Source organism: Crossiella sp. CA198, assembly GCF_052078295.1.
Lineage (GTDB): Bacteria > Actinomycetota > Actinomycetes > Mycobacteriales > Pseudonocardiaceae > Crossiella.
In genome coordinates this window covers 438204-453367 of record NZ_JBQJIM010000002.1, presented here as the reverse complement: position 1 = coordinate 453367, position 15164 = coordinate 438204, and the positions used below count along the sequence as shown (strand labels likewise).

Annotated in this window: 13 protein-coding genes; 2 read left to right on the top strand and 11 right to left on the bottom strand. The window is 71.1% G+C overall.

The features are described from left to right. Window positions 1-351: 351 nt before the first annotated feature. From ACTOWY_RS04705 to ACTOWY_RS04690, 4 genes are read right to left on the bottom strand one after another with little or no spacing between them, the layout of a single operon-like run. Window positions 352-1611 carry a peptidase C39 family protein gene (locus tag ACTOWY_RS04705; RefSeq protein WP_441308349.1) on the bottom strand — a complete coding sequence of 420 codons (1260 nt, stop codon included), beginning with the start codon at window positions 1609-1611 and terminating at the stop codon, window positions 352-354. Next, window positions 1611-3167, bottom strand: coding sequence for a glycoside hydrolase family 10 protein (locus ACTOWY_RS04700; protein WP_441308348.1), 1557 nt, complete (start codon window positions 3165-3167; stop codon window positions 1611-1613). The genes ACTOWY_RS04705 and ACTOWY_RS04700 overlap by 1 nt, the downstream gene beginning before the upstream one ends. A gap of 48 nt (window positions 3168-3215) precedes the next feature. Continuing rightward, window positions 3216-4304, bottom strand: coding sequence for a quinone-dependent dihydroorotate dehydrogenase (locus ACTOWY_RS04695; protein WP_441308347.1), 1089 nt, complete (start codon window positions 4302-4304; stop codon window positions 3216-3218). Window positions 4305-4322: 18 nt separating this feature from the next. Further along, the gene (locus ACTOWY_RS04690) at window positions 4323-4739 is read right to left on the bottom strand and encodes a nuclear transport factor 2 family protein (protein ID WP_441308346.1); all 417 of its coding nucleotides are present in this window, start codon (window positions 4737-4739) and stop codon (window positions 4323-4325) included. A 70-nt stretch (window positions 4740-4809) separates the two neighbouring features. Here ACTOWY_RS04690 and ACTOWY_RS04685 point away from each other — a divergent pair, with 70 nt between their 5' ends. Further along, window positions 4810-5694, top strand: coding sequence for a LysR family transcriptional regulator (locus ACTOWY_RS04685; RefSeq protein WP_441308345.1), 885 nt, complete (start codon window positions 4810-4812; stop codon window positions 5692-5694). Between the two features lie 149 nt (window positions 5695-5843). On the opposite strand, the gene ACTOWY_RS04680 is transcribed toward ACTOWY_RS04685, so the two are convergent. The 4 genes from ACTOWY_RS04680 to ACTOWY_RS04665 are packed head-to-tail and all read right to left on the bottom strand — an operon-like array spanning window position 5844 to window position 10389. Beyond that, complete coding sequence (locus ACTOWY_RS04680) at window positions 5844-7961, bottom strand: putative bifunctional diguanylate cyclase/phosphodiesterase (protein WP_441308344.1); 2118 nt, start codon at window positions 7959-7961, stop codon at window positions 5844-5846. Window positions 7962-7967: 6 nt separating this feature from the next. Next, entirely contained in the window at window positions 7968-8783 is an 816-nt protein-coding gene (locus ACTOWY_RS04675; protein WP_441308343.1) for an SAM-dependent methyltransferase, read from the bottom strand. After that, window positions 8780-9583: an SAM-dependent methyltransferase gene (locus ACTOWY_RS04670; RefSeq protein ID WP_441308342.1), complete on the bottom strand. Its 804-nt coding sequence runs from the start codon at window positions 9581-9583 to the stop codon at window positions 8780-8782. Before ACTOWY_RS04670 ends, ACTOWY_RS04675 begins: the two co-directional genes overlap by 4 nt. Then, window positions 9580-10389 (bottom strand): SAM-dependent methyltransferase, encoded by an 810-nt coding sequence (locus ACTOWY_RS04665; RefSeq protein WP_441308341.1) that lies wholly within the window; start codon window positions 10387-10389, stop codon window positions 9580-9582. The genes ACTOWY_RS04670 and ACTOWY_RS04665 overlap by 4 nt, the downstream gene beginning before the upstream one ends. A gap of 155 nt (window positions 10390-10544) precedes the next feature. Here ACTOWY_RS04665 and ACTOWY_RS04660 point away from each other — a divergent pair, with 155 nt between their 5' ends. Beyond that, the gene (locus ACTOWY_RS04660; protein ID WP_441308340.1) at window positions 10545-12620 is read left to right on the top strand and encodes a phosphocholine-specific phospholipase C; all 2076 of its coding nucleotides are present in this window, start codon (window positions 10545-10547) and stop codon (window positions 12618-12620) included. Between the two features lie 196 nt (window positions 12621-12816). Here ACTOWY_RS04660 and ACTOWY_RS04655 read toward each other — a convergent pair whose 3' ends face one another. The 3 genes from ACTOWY_RS04655 to ACTOWY_RS04645 all read right to left on the bottom strand — a co-directional run bounded on the left by ACTOWY_RS04655 (window position 12817) and on the right by ACTOWY_RS04645 (window position 15056). Next, entirely contained in the window at window positions 12817-13095 is a 279-nt protein-coding gene (locus tag ACTOWY_RS04655) for a DivIVA domain-containing protein (RefSeq protein ID WP_282105816.1), read from the bottom strand. A 69-nt stretch (window positions 13096-13164) separates the two neighbouring features. Continuing rightward, window positions 13165-13851 (bottom strand): TetR/AcrR family transcriptional regulator, encoded by a 687-nt coding sequence (locus tag ACTOWY_RS04650; protein WP_441308339.1) that lies wholly within the window; start codon window positions 13849-13851, stop codon window positions 13165-13167. A gap of 2 nt (window positions 13852-13853) precedes the next feature. Then, window positions 13854-15056: a PucR family transcriptional regulator gene (locus ACTOWY_RS04645; protein ID WP_441308338.1), complete on the bottom strand. Its 1203-nt coding sequence runs from the start codon at window positions 15054-15056 to the stop codon at window positions 13854-13856. Window positions 15057-15164: the final 108 nt, after the last annotated feature.

Below are 15164 nucleotides of genomic sequence, written 5' to 3'. Positions count from 1 at the left end.
CACCTCACCGAGCGGCCCCTGCAACACAAACCGCCGCCAAACCGACCCAACGCGACCGGGGCCGCTCGGTGAGGTGTGGTTGGCTGGCGGAAGGCCGGCCGGCGAGGCCATCCTTTCTTGATCTTAAAACCGAAGATCAAGTGCGCCCTCGCCGGACAGACAGAAATCAAAGGATGGGAACCCGCTCGGATTGGGTTTTCGAAAGCCAGCCTCGCCACCGGTTTCCGGGCTTCGCCCGACCGCAGCTGCCTATGGCGCCCCACAACGGCCAACGCGGCGTCCATAACGGCCAACTCGCCGTCCATAACGGCCAACGTGCCGTACAACAACGGCCAACACGCCGTCCCGGGGTCAGGGGAGGGGGAGCCAGCGGGGGTGGATGACGTAGGCGATGCCGCCTGGGCCGCTGGCTACTGAGCCGTCGGCTCGGTAGCGCTTGGTGCGTTGCCAGATATTCTCGAACTGGGTGCGTTTGTAGACGTGGCGGACTGCCGGGTTGTTCGGCGAGGCGGGGTCGTTGGCGATCACGTCGCCGGTGCGGGTGAAGCCGACCACGACCATGATGTGGCCGGAGGTGCCATAGCCCGCGCCGTCGAGTTCGGAGGCCAGGAACGACTGCGAGGTGATGACCGGGATGCCCTGGCGGATATAGCGTTCCAGCTCGGTCAGGGAGCCCAGGCGGGTGATGTGACCGGCCAGGCCGAAGCTGGCGGCGTAGGCGGTGTTGAACGGCCAGTTGCCGGTGCCTTCGTAGTCGTAGTCGTAGTTGTTCCTGGCCGCGTAGGCCACGGTCGGATCGGTGTAGCCCTTGGGAATCCAGGACATCTGCTCGGCTGACGGCTTACGGCCCCAGTACTCCAGCACCATCTGGGTGGAGGTGGGGCTGCACCAGACCTCACCGCCGCCGCCGTACTCGGGGAAGTTGCCGCGGTGCAGGTTCTGGGAGTAGCGGGGGACCGGGAGTTCCATGCCCCAGGCGCCGCCGGGGCCGCTGGTGGGCACGATGAAGCGGTCGGGGATGGCTGAGGCCATCGCGCCGACCATGGTGAGCTTCGGGGTCGCGGTGCTGCCGGGGACGCGGTACAGGGTCACCCGGAGTTGGTAGGAGGTCCAGGGTTTGGCCGCTTTGAAGGTGTCGACGTCGACGAAACCGTTGGCGTCGCCCTGGTTTGGCACCGTGGTTCGTTTGATCAGGGAGTCCGCGGCGGCCCAGCGGCCCAGCACGTACCACTTGCTGTCCACAGTGGACCCACCGCCGCGGCCGCGCAGCTCGATCTGCAGCCAGGTGTCGGCGGGGGTGGTGGCGTTCCAGGAGGCCACCAGTTCGGTGGCGGGGAAGGACACCGTGCGGCGGGCCGAGGTCCAGCGGGCGTACTCGTAGTCGCGGGTCTTGCCGGTGTGCGGATCCGCGTAGCTACTGGTTCCGGCGGGGCGGGCCAGGGTCAGGCCGGCCGGGGTGGGGGCGGTGCCCTCGTTGGCGCCCTGGTGGAAGTCGTGGACGGATTGCCAGGCGTGGAAGTCGATCATGGTGGACTTTCCGGCGGTGGCCGTGGCGGGGGCCGCGAGCGCAGCGCATAACGCGGCCAGCAGGGTGACGAGCAGACGGCGCATCAGAACTCCCAGAAGGCGGGCACCCACACGGGGCGCGGCGTGCTTTCCCGGTGGGTGCGATCCAGCGCGGTGACCAGGTAGGTGAACCGGCGGTCCAGCGGCGCGCTCGCGTCGAGCAGCGACAGGCCGCGGGTGGTGCCCAGCAGGGTGGCCGGGTCGACGGTGGAGCAGTCGGTGACGGACTGGTGGCCGGGCAGCCGGTACACCGCGTACGCGGCCGCGGCCGTGCTCGGCTGCCAGGTCAGCTGGTAGCCGCCACCCGGATTCACCGTGGCGCGCAAGGCGATCGGCGCGCCCGGCGGGGTGCCGGGGATGGTGCGGCGGATCGGGACCAGGGCGGGGTAGCGCTGCTGGTCGTTGCGCAGGCGGTCGGCGATGCCCAACGGGTTCGCGAACACGCTGTTGATGTTGTAGTAGATGTCGCCGCCGACCGCGGGGTGGTTCTTGTTGAACGCCAGGTGTTTCGGCATCTCCTCCGGATCGGCCCAGGCCGCCGGGTTGGCGGTGCCGATCTTGTAGGCGCCCTGTCCGATGTAGAGGGACACCCCGGTGCCCTCGACCTCCTTGGCCCACCAGGGAATCAGCTTGTCGTAGGCCGCGGGCGGGTAACCGATGCTCCAGTACACCTGCGGGGCCACGTAGTCGATCCAGGCGTTGCGGATCCAGGTCCTGGTGTCGGCGTAGAGGTCGTCGTAGTTGTGCACCCCGGCGGTGGTCTCCGACCCGGTCGGGTCGGTGCGCTTGTCCCGCCACACCCCGAACGGGCTGACCCCGAAGGCCACGTGCGGGTGGCTCGCGCCGATCAGTTCGCCGACCTCGCGGATCAGCTTGTTCACGTTGTCCCGCCGCCAGTCCGCCTTCACCGGGAACCCGGCCCCGTGCTGCCGGTAGGTCGCCTCGTCCGGGAACTCCTGCCCGGCGATGGGGTACGGGTAGAAGTAGTCGTCGAAGTGCACGCCGTCCAGGTCGTAGCGGCCGAGCACATCGGCGAGCACCTCCCGGACGTGCGTGCGCACCGCGGGCACACCGGGGTTGTAGACGAGCTGGTTGCCGTAGCGGATCACCCAGTCCGGGTGTACCCGCGCCGGATGGCTGGGCGCCAGCCTGGCCGGGTCCGGCTGGATGCTGGCCCGGTACGGGTTGAACCAGCCGTGGAACTCCAGGTTCCGGGCCCGCGCCTCGGCGATCAGGAAGGCCAGCGGGTCGTAGCCGGGATCCTGGCCCTGGGTGCCGGTCAGGAACTGCGACCACGGCTCGCGCGCGGACGGGTAGAACGCGTCCGAGGCCGGGCGGATCTGCATGAACACCGCGTTGAACCGCATGGCCTTGGCCCGGTCCAGCAGCCGCCGGTACTCATCCTGCTGCTGGGCCACCGGCAGCCCGGCCCGGGACGGCCAGTTGATGTTGGACACGCTGGCGATCCACAGCCCGCGCAGCTGCCGCTTGGGCTGGGCCGGTTCCGGGCAGGCGGCCGGGGCGGTCGCGCCCGCCGGGCCGGAGGCCAGCAGCGGCGCCACCAGCAGCAGGCACACGAGCATGCGCAGGAGGCGAAGCATGCCGGTGATTTTCAAGAACCGGCCCGACCTTGTAAACCGCTGACCGGGTCAGTCGGCCGCAACCACCTGGTCGAGGGAGTGGTATCCGCTGGCACGAAGCCTCCTGGACAGGTCGCGGTGGATCCGCCGCGGCCACAGCGGGCCGCCGTAGATCAGCCCGGTGTAGCCCTGCACCAGACTCGCACCCGCGCGCAGTCGCTGCCACACGTCCTCAGCCGACTCGATGCCGCCGACCGCCACCAGCACCAGCCGGTCACCCACCCGGGCGCGCAGCCTGCGCAGCACCACCAGCGACCGGTCCTTCAGCGGCGCGCCGGAGAGTCCGCCCGCCCCGGCCGCCTCGACCTCGGCGGCCGAGGTGGCCAGACCGTCCCGGCCGATGGTGGTGTTGGTGGCGATGATCCCGTCCAGGCCCAGCTCCAGGGCCAGATCGGCGACGGCGTCCACGTCCTCGTCGGAGAGATCCGGCGCGATCTTGACCAGCAGCGGCACCCGGCGGCTGCTCGCCTCGTCCAGCGCCGCCCGCACGCCGGTGAGCAGCGGCCGGAGCTGGTCCACGGCTTGCAGGTTGCGCAGCCCGGGGGTGTTCGGCGAGCTGACGTTGACCACGAAGTAGTCGGCGACCCCGGCGAGCAGCTTCGCGCTGGTCACGTAGTCGCCGACGGCCTCGGCCTCGGGGGTGGTCTTGGTCTTGCCGATGTTCACCCCGACCACGGCCGGCTGCCCGCGCCGGGCCCGCAGCCGCTGGGCCGCCGCGGCCGAACCGCCGTTGTTGAAGCCCATCCGGTTCACGATGGCCCGGTCGGCGAGCAGCCGGAACAACCGCGGCTTCGGATTGCCCGGCTGGGCCTGCGCGGTGAGCGTGCCGATCTCGACGAACCCGAAGCCCAGCGCGGCCAGCGCGTCCGGCGCGCTGGCGTCCTTGTCGAACCCGGCGGCCAGCCCGAGCGGCCCTGGCAGGTCCAGGCCGAGCACCCTGGTGCGCAACGCCGGATCACGCGGGGCGAACAGCCTGCGCATCAGCGGCAGCACCCCGGGAATCGCGGCCAGCAGCCGCAACGCGCGGAAGCTGAGGTGGTGCGCCTGCTCGGCGTCGAGTCGCCGCAGTACCAGGGTGAAGAGCAGTCGGTAGAGCACGAGTGCCCAGCTTAGGTCCTAGAACATGGTGTTGCCGTTCGCGGGCGACTCGGGCACCTCCTGGGCCACGTCCCAGTGCTCGGCGATCAGCCCGTCCCGCAGCCGCACGATGTCCATGATCGCCGACCCCCGGCTCTCCGGCGTCAGCCGCATATGCCCGTGCGTGATCACGTGGTCCCCGTCGGCGAAGACCCGTTTGATCTCCAGCCGCAGCTCCGGGAACCGCGCGAGGAAGCCGCCCAGGAAACTCGCCGAGGCCGCGGCACCGTCCGGGGCGTGCGGGTTGTGCTGGACGTAGTCCGGGTGCACGTGCCGGGCGAAGGCGGTCGCCGGGTCCTTGTCGTTGAAGACCAGGTTGAGGAAATCCTGGACGGTCTGCTTGTGCGTCTCGCTCATGTCTCCTGCGCCGGTCACCAGCGCCACCTCGTTGTCCACGCCCCCACTTCAGCAGCGCCCTGCCCGGTTCCGGAAAGACCGGTTTGGTCTGTGCTTATACCCTGGCGGCATGAGTGAGGTGGAGGTGCGGGAACTGCGCTACTTCCAGGCGGTCGCGCAGGAGCTGAACTTCTCCAGGGCGGCGGCCGGGCTGGGCATCGCGCAGCCCGCGCTGTCCAGGGCGATCCGCCAGCTGGAACGCCGCCTTGGCGTGCCGCTGTTCCTCCGGGACACCCGCCGGGTGGAGCTGACCGCCGCCGGGCAGGCCCTGGTCACCGAGTCCGGGCGGGTCTTCGACGCGCTGTCGGCCGCGGTGCACCGCACCCGGCGTTCCGGCGCGGTCACGCCGACGGTGGTGGTCACCGCGAAGGCGGGAGTGGCCACCGATCTGCTCCGCCGGATCGTGGCCGCCAACGCCGCGCAGTCGACCGAGGAGCGGGTGGAGGTGCTGGTCAGCGGGTACGGGGAGCAGTCGCCGATGCTCCGGGACGGCCGCGTCGACCTGGCCCTGATCGGCTCCCCGGCCGAGCACGCCGGGTTCGATGTGGCGCCGCTGCTGTGCGAACCGCGGGTGGCCGCGCTGCCTGCCGGGCACGAGCTGGCCGGCCGGGTGGCGCTGGAGTGCGCCGATCTGATCGGTCAGCCGATGCCGCGGTGGCCGGGCGCGGACCTGGCCGAGCGGGCCTACTGGGCGGGTCGTGATCATGATCTGCCGGACGGGCCAGAGGTGCGGGACAGCTCGCAGCTGCTGGAGATCATCGCCCTCGGCCAGGCGGTCGGACTGGTGCCGAGCACGCTGGCCAGGCTCAACCCGCGCTCGGACATCGTCTACCGGCCGGTCCGCGACGCCAGCCCGTACCGGACGGTGATCGCCTGGCCGGCCGGCTCGCGCTCGCCCTGGATCGCCCGCTTCGTGCGGGTGGCACTGGAGCTGGTCGGCGAACAGGCCCCATAGACGACGCGCCCGGTTCGATCACCCCGAACCAGCCCGGCAAGATCCCCCTCGCCGGTTCCCCCTGGCAATCGCCCTCCCCCTGCCACCCGGGCGCGCCGTCTGCCGGAAATACTCGTCGAGACCGGGCCCCCGGCACAGCGGGGAACTACTCAACCTCGGCTGGGGGAGTGCCCGGACAGCAGCGCCCGCGCGTCTTCTGGGGTGCCCGCGACGCCGAAGTAGGGCCCCTGGCCCGCGTCGCAGCCCAGTTCGGTGAGCCGCTGGGCCTGGTCCGCGTCGGCCACGTGCTCCACGATCACCGGCAGCTCCAGCACGTGCGCCAGCGCGATCAGGTCCGAGACCATCCGCTCCCTGGCGGGGTCGGCGCCGGTGCCGCCGAGTCCGGCCAGCGGCACCCGGTACACCTTCACCGCGTGCAGCGGCAGGTTCCGCAGGTGCGCCGGATCGGCCGGGTCCTTGCCGAAGCGATCCAGCAGGATCTCCACGCCCATCTCGGCCAGGATGGTCAGGGTCTCGATGGCCTCGGTGGCGTGCACCGGGACTGCGCTTTCCGGGACCTCCAACCACAGCCGCCGCGGCGGCAGCCCGGTCTCCCGCAGGATCGTTTGCACATCGCGCACCAGATCGGCGTCGCGGAGCTGGCGCGGGCACAGGTTCACGCTCACCGCGGGCGCCCGCTCGCCCAGTTCGGCCGACCAGGTCGCGGCCTGGGCACAGGCCAGCCGCAGCACCCACCTGCCCAGCCGCACGATCAGCCCGATGTCCTCGGCCAGCTCGCAGAAATCGTCCTGGACCAGCACGCCCAGCTCGGGGTGGTCCCAGCGCAGCAGCGCCTCCACCCCGCGCACCAGGCCGTCCCGCAGCCGCACCACCGGCTGGTACTCCAGGTAGAACTCCTCGTTGTCCATGGCCAGCGCGATGGTGGTGGCCATCTCGTAGCGGATCCGCTCGCGTTTGGCCCGGTCGGTGTCGAAGAGGGTCCACTGGCCGCGGCCGTCGGTTTTGGCCCAGTGCAGGGTGATGTCGGCATCGCGTAACAGGTCCGGGGTGCGCACGCCCTGCGCGGCGCGTTCCACCACGCCGGCGCTGGCCGAGACGGTCAGCCGGTGCCCGATGACCTGGATCGGCTCGCCGATGGCGGCCAGCACCCGCTCGGTGGCGGTCACCGCGGCCTGCGCGCTGCCGCAGCGGGGCAGCAGCACCGCGAACCGGTCCCCGCCCAGGTAGGCGGCCAGCGCGCCCGGCTCCCCGGCCACGCTGTCCCGGATCCGGGCGCCCACCTCCTTGAGCACCTCATCGCCGACCACCGGCCCGAGTCCGCCGTTGACCACCCGGAACCCGTCCAGGTCGAACAAGCACAGCGCCACCCGCGCGTTCGGTCCGGCCTGGCCGAGCAGGCCGTCCACCGCGGCGGTGAACCTGGCCCGGTTGGGCAGGCCGGTGAGCTGGTCGTGCAGGGTCTGGCGGCGCAGCTGTTCGTAGAGCAGGTGGCGCTGGGAGATGTCCTCGACCATGGCCATCCGGTAGGCGGGCGCGCCCCGGCTGTCGTGGATCAGCGCCACCGAGACGTAGGCCCACACCAGGTCGCCGTCGGGCAGCAGGAAACGCTTCTCGGTGCGGTACAACTCGACCTCGCCGGTGTCCAGCTCGGCCTCGCACCGGGTCAGCGCGGCCGCGTCCTCCGGGTGCACCAGCTCGACCAGGGTGCAGCCGGACAGCGCCGGGACCGGGCTGCGCAGGATCTCCTGCAGCGCGCCGTTGGCCTCCACGATCCGCCCGTCCAGGCCGGTGATCGCGATGCCGATGGGGGACACCGAGAACATCGCCCGGAACCGGGCGTCGCTGGCGCGCAGCGCGCTCTCCGCGTCGTCGCGGGCCCGCAGCACGGCCCGTTTGATCGTCTCCTGCTCGTCGAAAGTGCGCTCGCGCAAGGCATCGGCGTACCCGGCGGCCAGCGCGGCCATCAGCGCCACCACCCGGCTGGGCAGCTCGCCGTTCGCTGGTAAGTCCACTGTGGACAGTAAGTGGTCGCCGACTAGGCGCAGGGTCCGGTCCAGCACGGTGGGTCCGGTGTAGTGCGCGGCGACCAGGTCTTCGGCGACCTGCGCGGCGGGCACCGCGCTGAACGGGTCGGTGGTGAGGGCGGTGACCAGCCTACCGGTCAGGCCGAGCAGGAAGCTCTCGGTCTCCGGCCGGGACAGCGAGACGAAGCTCGTGCCGTAGACCTGTGCGGTCCAGGCTCGGGCGAACGCCGCGTGGTCAGCCATCCAGGGTCACCGCCGTCGCCCGACCGCCGCGTAGATCACCGACCGTTCGGGGTCCTCTCCGACTTCCTCCGGGCTGTCCGGCCGCCAGGCCGGGGTGAACACGATGCCGGGGGCGACCAGGTCGAAGCCGTCGAAGAGGATCTCCAGCTCGGCCCTGGTGCGCGAGGTCATCGGGTTCTGGCTGTTCTCATAGAGCTGCCGGACCTGCTCGGTGATGGCGGGCTGGTGCTCCACGGTGGCGTGCGAGAGCGCCAGGTAGCTGCCCGGCGCCATCGCGTCCCGGTACTGGGCCAGGAAGGCCTTGGGCTCGTCGGCGTGCGGGATGAAGTGCAGCAGCGCCACCATCAGCACCGCCACCGGCTCGTCGAAGTCGAGCAGCCGCCGGGCCTCTGGCGAGCCGAGGATGGACTCCGGATCGCGCACATCGGCCTGCACCACCGCGGTCTGTGGGTCCTGGGACAGCATCATCCGGCTGTGCGCAACCGCGACCGGCTCGTTGTCCACGTAGACCACCCGCGCCGCCGGGTCGACCTGCCGGGCCACCTCGTGCACGTTGCCCACGCTCGGGATGCCGGAGCCGATGTCCAGGAACTGCCGGATCCCGTTCCGCACGCAGAAGCGCACCGCCCGGCGCAGGAACACCCGGTTCAGCTGGGCGATCATCGGCAGGCTCGGCAGCAGTGCGATGGCCTTGCGGGCGAACTGCCGGTCGGACTCGAAGTTGTAGCCGCCCCCCAGGTAGTAGTCGTAGATGCGCGCCGCGCTCGGGCGCTCCACGTCCACACCCTGGGGCACCCAGCTGGACCTGGGGTTCTCGGTCATAGCAGCCTGCCTGCCATCCCGTACCAGCCCGCGTCCTCCGGCCGTTCGAGCTTCTCGGCCAGCGGCTCGGGCCGCCACAGCGGGGTGAACACGACACCGGGCTCGACCAGGTCGAATCCGTCCATCAACTCGATGCACTCCTGCTTCGTGCGGGTGATGACCTTGTTGGGACTGCGGTTGTAGAGGTCCTGGATCGCCTTGGCCGAGGGCGCCTGCTGTTCGAGGGTGCCGTGCGAGAGGACCAGGAAGCTGCCTGGTGCGAGCTGGTCGCGGTAGTGGGCGAGCACAGTCTTCACCAGGTCGGTGTCCAGCACGAAGTGCAACACGGCCACGATGAGCAACCCGACCGGCTGATCGAAGTCGAGTAATCGCCTGGTCTCCGGGGCCGCCAGGATGGTCTCCGGGTCCCGCAGGTCGGCGTGCACGATCGCGGCCCGGTCGCTGTCCTTGAGCATCATCCGGCTGTGCGCGACCGCGACCGGCTCGTTGTCCACGTAGACCACCCGTGCCTCCGGGGCCACCTCGTGCACGTTGCCGCTGGTGGGCAGGCCGGAGCCGATGTCGAGGAACTGGGTGATCCCGTTGGCCACGCAGTGCCGCACCGCGCGGCGCAGGAAGGACCGGTTCTCCCGGCACACCATCGGCAGCCCCGGGTGGATGCCGATCGCCTGCTGCGCGAAGGCGCGGTCGGCGGCGAAGTTGTAGCTGCCGCCGAGCAGGTAGTCATACACCCTGGCCGCGCTCGGCGCGTCCACGTTCACCTCGGTCGGCACCCACAGCCGACGATCGACCACGGTCACGGTTTCCGCCCCACAATCGCGTAGAACCCGGCCAGTTCGGGTTCGTCCGGCACGTCCGATGGCGACTCCGGCCGCCATTCCGGGGTGAACACCAGCCCCGGCTCGACGATGTCGAAATCGCCGAGGAACGAGGTGATCTCCGCGCTGGTCCGGGTGGTGACCCGGTTGGCGCGCTGGTTGTACAGGTCGCGCACCGCGTGCACCTGCGGCGGCTGCCGCTCCTCGGTGCCCTGGGACAGCGCCAGGAAACTGCCGGGCGCGAGCACGTCCCGGTAGCGCGCCATGAACCCGGCGGGTTCGTCCGCGTCCGGCACGAAGTGCAGCAGGGCCACCATGAGCAGCGCCACCGGCTGGTCGAAGTCGATCAGCGACCGGGTCTCCGGGGCGTTCAGGATGCCCTCCGGATCGCGCACATCGGCGTGCAGGATGACCGCGGAGTCGTTGTCCTTCAACATCAACTCGCTGTGCGCGACCGCGACCGGCTCGTTGTCCACGTAGACCACCCGCGCGTCCGGGTAGGCGGCCTGGGCGATCTCGTGCACGTTGCCGGTGGTGGGCAGGCCGGAGCCGATGTCGAGGAACTGCCGCACGCCGTGGCCGAGGATGTGCTGCACCGCGCGGCGCAGGAAGGAGCGGTTCTGCCTGCACACCATCGGCATGGTGGGCGCGACGGCGAGCAGTTGCTGGGCGAAGGCGCGGTCGACCGCGAAGTTGTAGCTCCCGCCGAGGAAGTAGTCATAGACCCGGGCCGCGGACGGTTTGGAGACGTCGACTTCCTTCGGCACCCAGCTCAGCCGCTGCTCCACGGCTCACCTTCCCTGCCCTGGTGACCGACCGGAACCGAGTGCGCCCGGTCCGTAGCGGTGAGTGTACTGACCGGAACGGTCCAGGCCATTCGTTCACACGATGGTCACCCCTTCGCCCCTACCAGAGGACTGTCGCGGCAGGTCAGGTTGGCGGTATGAACGCTGTTTCCCGCCGCCGGGTGCTCACCGCCGGCGCCGCCACCCTTGGCGCCGCCGCACTCGGCTCGTTGTTGCCGCCTTCCGTGCACCGCGCGCTGGCCCAGCCCGCCCCGGCCGGTGGCCTGCGCGATCTGCGCCACGTCGTGGTGCTGATGCAGGAGAACCGGGCCTTCGACCACTACTACGGCACCCTGCGCGGGGTGCGCGGCTTCGGCGACCGCAACGCCCTCGAACTGCCCGGTGGCGCCTCGGTGTTCGCCCAGCCCAGGGCGGGCGGCGAGCCGGTGTTGCCGTTCTCGGTGCGGCAGGCGGCCAAGGACGCCCAGCGGCCGGGCGCGGCGGTGCACTACATCGGCGACCTGGACCACGACTGGGACGGCGGGCACAAGGCCTGGGGCCAGGGCAGGCTGGACGGCTGGATCAGCGCGAAGTCCCCGGCCACCATGGCCTACTACGACCGCGCCGACATCCCGTTCCACCACGAGCTGGCCGACACCTTCACCCTGTGCGACGCCTACCACTGCTCGGTCTTCGGCGCGACCAACCCGAACCGGATGTACCTGATGACCGGCACGGTCGGATTCGAGCCGCCGCCCAACCAGACGCGTCGTTCGGTGCGCAACTGGGCCTACGCCGAGGACACCCACGCGGGCTATGACTGGACCACCTACCCGGAGCGGTTGCAGCGGGCCGGGCGGAGCTGGAAGGTCTACCAGGAGTTCGACAACTTCCAGGACAACGCGCTGGAGTTCTTCGCCCGCTTCAAGGCCATCGCCCGCAAGGCACTCGCGCCCGCCGGTGACTTCAAGAGCCTGGACACCTTCTACGGCAAGGTCAGGGACGCCGAACCCGGTGAGCGGCAACGACTGCTGGACCTGCTGGCCAAGGGCGTGGCCACGCTGACCGGTGAGGAGCGCGCGCTGTATGACCGCGGCCTGCACCGGGTGCCCACCGGCGGACTGGCCGCGGACCTGCGCGCCGACATCGCCGCCGGGACGCTGCCGCAGGTCTCCTACCTGGTGCCCTCGGCCCTGGACTCCGAGCACCCCGGCGCCTCCTCCCCGGCGGCCAGCGCGGGCATCACCTACCAGGTGCTGGACGCGCTGGCCTCGGACCCGGAGACCTGGCGGCACACCGCGCTGATCATCAACTACGACGAGAACGACGGCTACTTCGACCACGTGCCGCCGCCGGTCCCACCGCCCGGCACCCCGGACGAGTACGTGGACGGCCTGCCCATCGGTCTCGGTTTCCGGGTGCCCGCCACCATCGTCTCGCCGTGGACGGTCGGCGGCTACGTCAACTCCCAGGTCTTCGACCACACCTCGGTACTGCGTTTCCTGGAAGGCTGGCTGGGCGTGCGCGAGCCCAACATCAGCGCCTGGCGCCGCACCGTCGCGGGCGATCTGACCTCGGCCTTCGACTTCCACGGCCGCCGCCCCGGCCGGGTGCCCGCCGAACCGGCGCGGACCCCGCCCGCACTCTCCCGCTGGCGCCCGGCCCCACCGGCCAAGGCCGCGATGCCGGTGCAGGAACCCGGCGTCCGCCCAGCCCGCGCCCTGCCGTACCAGCCCGACGCGGCCGCCACCCTGGACGCCACCCGCACCCACCTGTTGCTGAGCCTGCGCAATTCAGGCCAGGCCAGCGCCCACCTGTCCCTGCACGCCTACGCCGGCGAGTTCCCCGCCCCACGCCACTACGACGTGGCAGGCGCCAAGACCGACGCGATCCCCCTCGCCGGCCCGACCTACCGGCTGACCCTGTTGGGCCCCAACGGTTTCCGCCGCGAGTTCGGCGGCAGCAAGGACAGCACGGCCGAGGTCGGGACCGAGGTCTCCGGCATCGACCGCCTACTCCGCCTGACCCTGCGTAACACCGGCGGCGCCCCGCTGACCTTCGACGTCGCCGGCCGCAAGATCCGGGTGGCCCCACACACCGACCGCACCGTGCACCACTCCGCCGCACCCACCCGAGGCTGGTACGACCTCACCATCCGGGTCCAGGGCGACCCCACCTTCCACCGCCGCCTGTCCGGCCACATCGAAACCGGCCGCGACAGCACCAGCGGCTAACCCACCCCCGCGAGTGTTGGCCGTTGTCGTACGCCGAGTTGGCCCAAGTCGTACGCCGGTTTGGCCGTTCTGGACGTCGAGTTGGCCCAACTGGCCGACTCGACGTCCCGGTTCGGCCAACTCGGCGTCCGTAACGGCCAAACGGGCGTACGACAACGGCCAACACGCCGTCCATAACGGCCAACACGCGCGGGATTTAGCCGGTGGCTTCGTCCAGGGTGCTGAGGGTGGCTACTACCTGGTCGAGGAAGGCGTCGACCTCGTCCACGTTGTAGCCGCGGCGGCCCAGTGGGGGTTTGCTGAAGGTGACCTCGTCGACGTCGCGGGCGGTGACCGAATCCTTGCCCAGCAGGGTGGCCTCCACGCGGTCGAGGAAGGCGTCCACCTCGCCCTCGTCGTAGCCGCGGCGGAGCAGCGAGGAAGTGCTGAACTCCACGGTGCGGACATCGGTCGGGGTGAGTCCCCGGTCGTTCATGGCAGTCCTCCCCGGGTGGGTGACCGCCGCAGTATCACGCCGGGCCGGGGTGGTTGCGGGCTCAGCGGGTCAGGCGTCACCCGTCGGGGTACCCGCTGTCCCCGGAGCGAGTGTGACGCGGATCCCGGCGAGCACCACGTCCAGCTTGTTCCCGAACCAGACATCCTGATCTTCGACCATGGCCTGGAAGGCGATCCGGCGCAGATCGGCGTCGAGTTCGGGGTCCGGGAAGGAGTCCTGGATCCGCTGGCCCACCGCCGCCGGGCCCAGCCGCCGGGTGTCCACCGCGGTCACCGCGGACTCGTCCACCATGTCGATCACCACATCGGTGGCCAGCAACGCGGCCTCTGCCGGGAAACCCAGGCTGATCAGGTGCCGGACGACCGGCAGCGAGCGGGCGCCGAAGGGGTCGGTGGACCAGGACAGCCCGGCCACGGCCTGCCGGATGCCCGGGTACTCGGTGAAGATCCGCCAGCGCACCCAGGCCTCGCCACGCAGCAACTGTTCCCAGTCCGGGCCCAGCTCGGGCTGGGGCGCGCGGTCGGCGACCCGTTCGACCGCGGCCCGCACCAGATCGTCCCGGTCGGTGACGTGCCGGTACAGCGCGGCGTGGGTGGCGCTGAGCCGCTGGGCCACCGCGGTGACCGTGACCTCCTCGAAGCCGACACCCAGGACCGCCTCGGCGATGAGGTCCCGGCTCAACCGGGGGGCGGGACCCGGTCGGCGTCGGCCGCCCTCCGGCGGAGAAGTAGTCACGATCAAGAACCTACCCGCTCAGCGGGGGTGTCACGCTGAGGCAGAAGACGCAACGCCTCCAGCGCGAGGTGTAACTCGCTCAGTGCTTTCGGGCTGGTCAGCGACAGGCCGGTGAGGTCCTCCAGCCTGCGCAACCGATACCGGACCGTGTTCCGGTGGCAATGCAGCTCGGCGGCCGCGGCACTGGTCGCGCCGTCGTGGCCGAGCCAGCTCCGCAGCGTGGTCAGCAGCAGCTCCCGGTCCCGTGCAGGCAGCTCCAGCACCGGGCCGAGCGCGGCCTGGGCCACCGCGCGGGCCGCCTCCGGGGCGCTGGCCAGCAGGATCGGCACCGGCGCCCGGTCGTGCCGGATCACCCCCGGGCCGTGCGGGCCGACTGCGGCGCGGGCCAGTCCGGCGGCGTGCCGGGCGGCCGGGGTGGCCTCGATCTGGTGGTACTCCGCGCTCACCCCGACCCTGGCCCTGGTGTGCCCGGCCAGCTGCAGGCACAACTGCTCCGGCGATCCGCTGGGGGACAACAGCACGATGCCTGCCTGGGCGTCGATCTCCTGTCGCCACACCGAGATCGTGCCGCGCAGCCGCAGTCGCTCCTCGATCCGGGGCAGCGCGGGCGTGTCCGCGACCACCACCAGGAACCGCCCGCCCGCTGGCAGCCGGAGGTCCGCGGCGCAGTCCAGCAGCGACCGCCCGGCCGCGGACTTGCCGGTGAACAACGCCTCCAGCAACGCCGAGCGGACCTCGGTGTCGGTACGCGCCCGGTCCTCGCTGGCCAGCCGGTGGCCCTCGGCGAGCGCGGCGGAGTAGGTGTCAATGAAGGTCCACAGCGTGGTCGCGGCGGCCAGCACCGCACGCTGGTCACCCAGGTCCGAGCCGGCCGCGCTGACGAAGGTCTCCCACATGAACTGCCCGCCGATGCGGTAGCTGCGCAGGGTCGCCTCCACCGGGAAGCCCTGCTCGGCGCGGCGACGGCCGAGCACCCTGGCCGCGTCGGTGCCATTCCAGGACGGGCTGTCCACATCGCGCAGGCCCTGCATCAGATTGGCCTCGCACTCGGCGACCAGATCGGCGAAGCTGACCAGCCGGTCGTCCTGGTAGGCGGGCACCTCGGCGCGGATCCGGGTGGCCAGCGCAATGGCGAGCCGGGGCACCTGACCGGTCAGCTGCCTGGCCAGCCTGCGCACCGCGCCCGGGAAACTCGGGGTCGTCACCGCCGTCGCACCGCCCAACCTCGTTGTTGTGCGCGAGCACAAAAGAGGACGGGTCAAGGCTGTGCTCGCACCCATTCCACCACAGCGTGACCGCGATCACGATTGGTC

Bases quoted from the DNA above. Each gene is read 5' to 3' on its own strand.
- ACTOWY_RS04705 (WP_441308349.1), bottom strand. From the start codon at position 1,611: ATGCGCCGTCTGCTCGTCACCCTGCTGGCCGCGTTATGCGCTGCGCTC.
- ACTOWY_RS04700 (WP_441308348.1), bottom strand. From the start codon at position 3,167: ATGCTTCGCCTCCTGCGCATGCTCGTGTGCCTGCTGCTGGTGGCGCCG.
- ACTOWY_RS04685 (WP_441308345.1), top strand. From the start codon at position 4,810: ATGAGTGAGGTGGAGGTGCGGGAACTGCGCTACTTCCAGGCGGTCGCG.
- ACTOWY_RS04680 (WP_441308344.1), bottom strand. From the start codon at position 7,961: ATGGCTGACCACGCGGCGTTCGCCCGAGCCTGGACCGCACAGGTCTAC.
- ACTOWY_RS04675 (WP_441308343.1), bottom strand. From the start codon at position 8,783: ATGACCGAGAACCCCAGGTCCAGCTGGGTGCCCCAGGGTGTGGACGTG.
- ACTOWY_RS04660 (WP_441308340.1), top strand. From the start codon at position 10,545: ATGAACGCTGTTTCCCGCCGCCGGGTGCTCACCGCCGGCGCCGCCACC.
- ACTOWY_RS04655 (WP_282105816.1), bottom strand. From the start codon at position 13,095: ATGAACGACCGGGGACTCACCCCGACCGATGTCCGCACCGTGGAGTTC.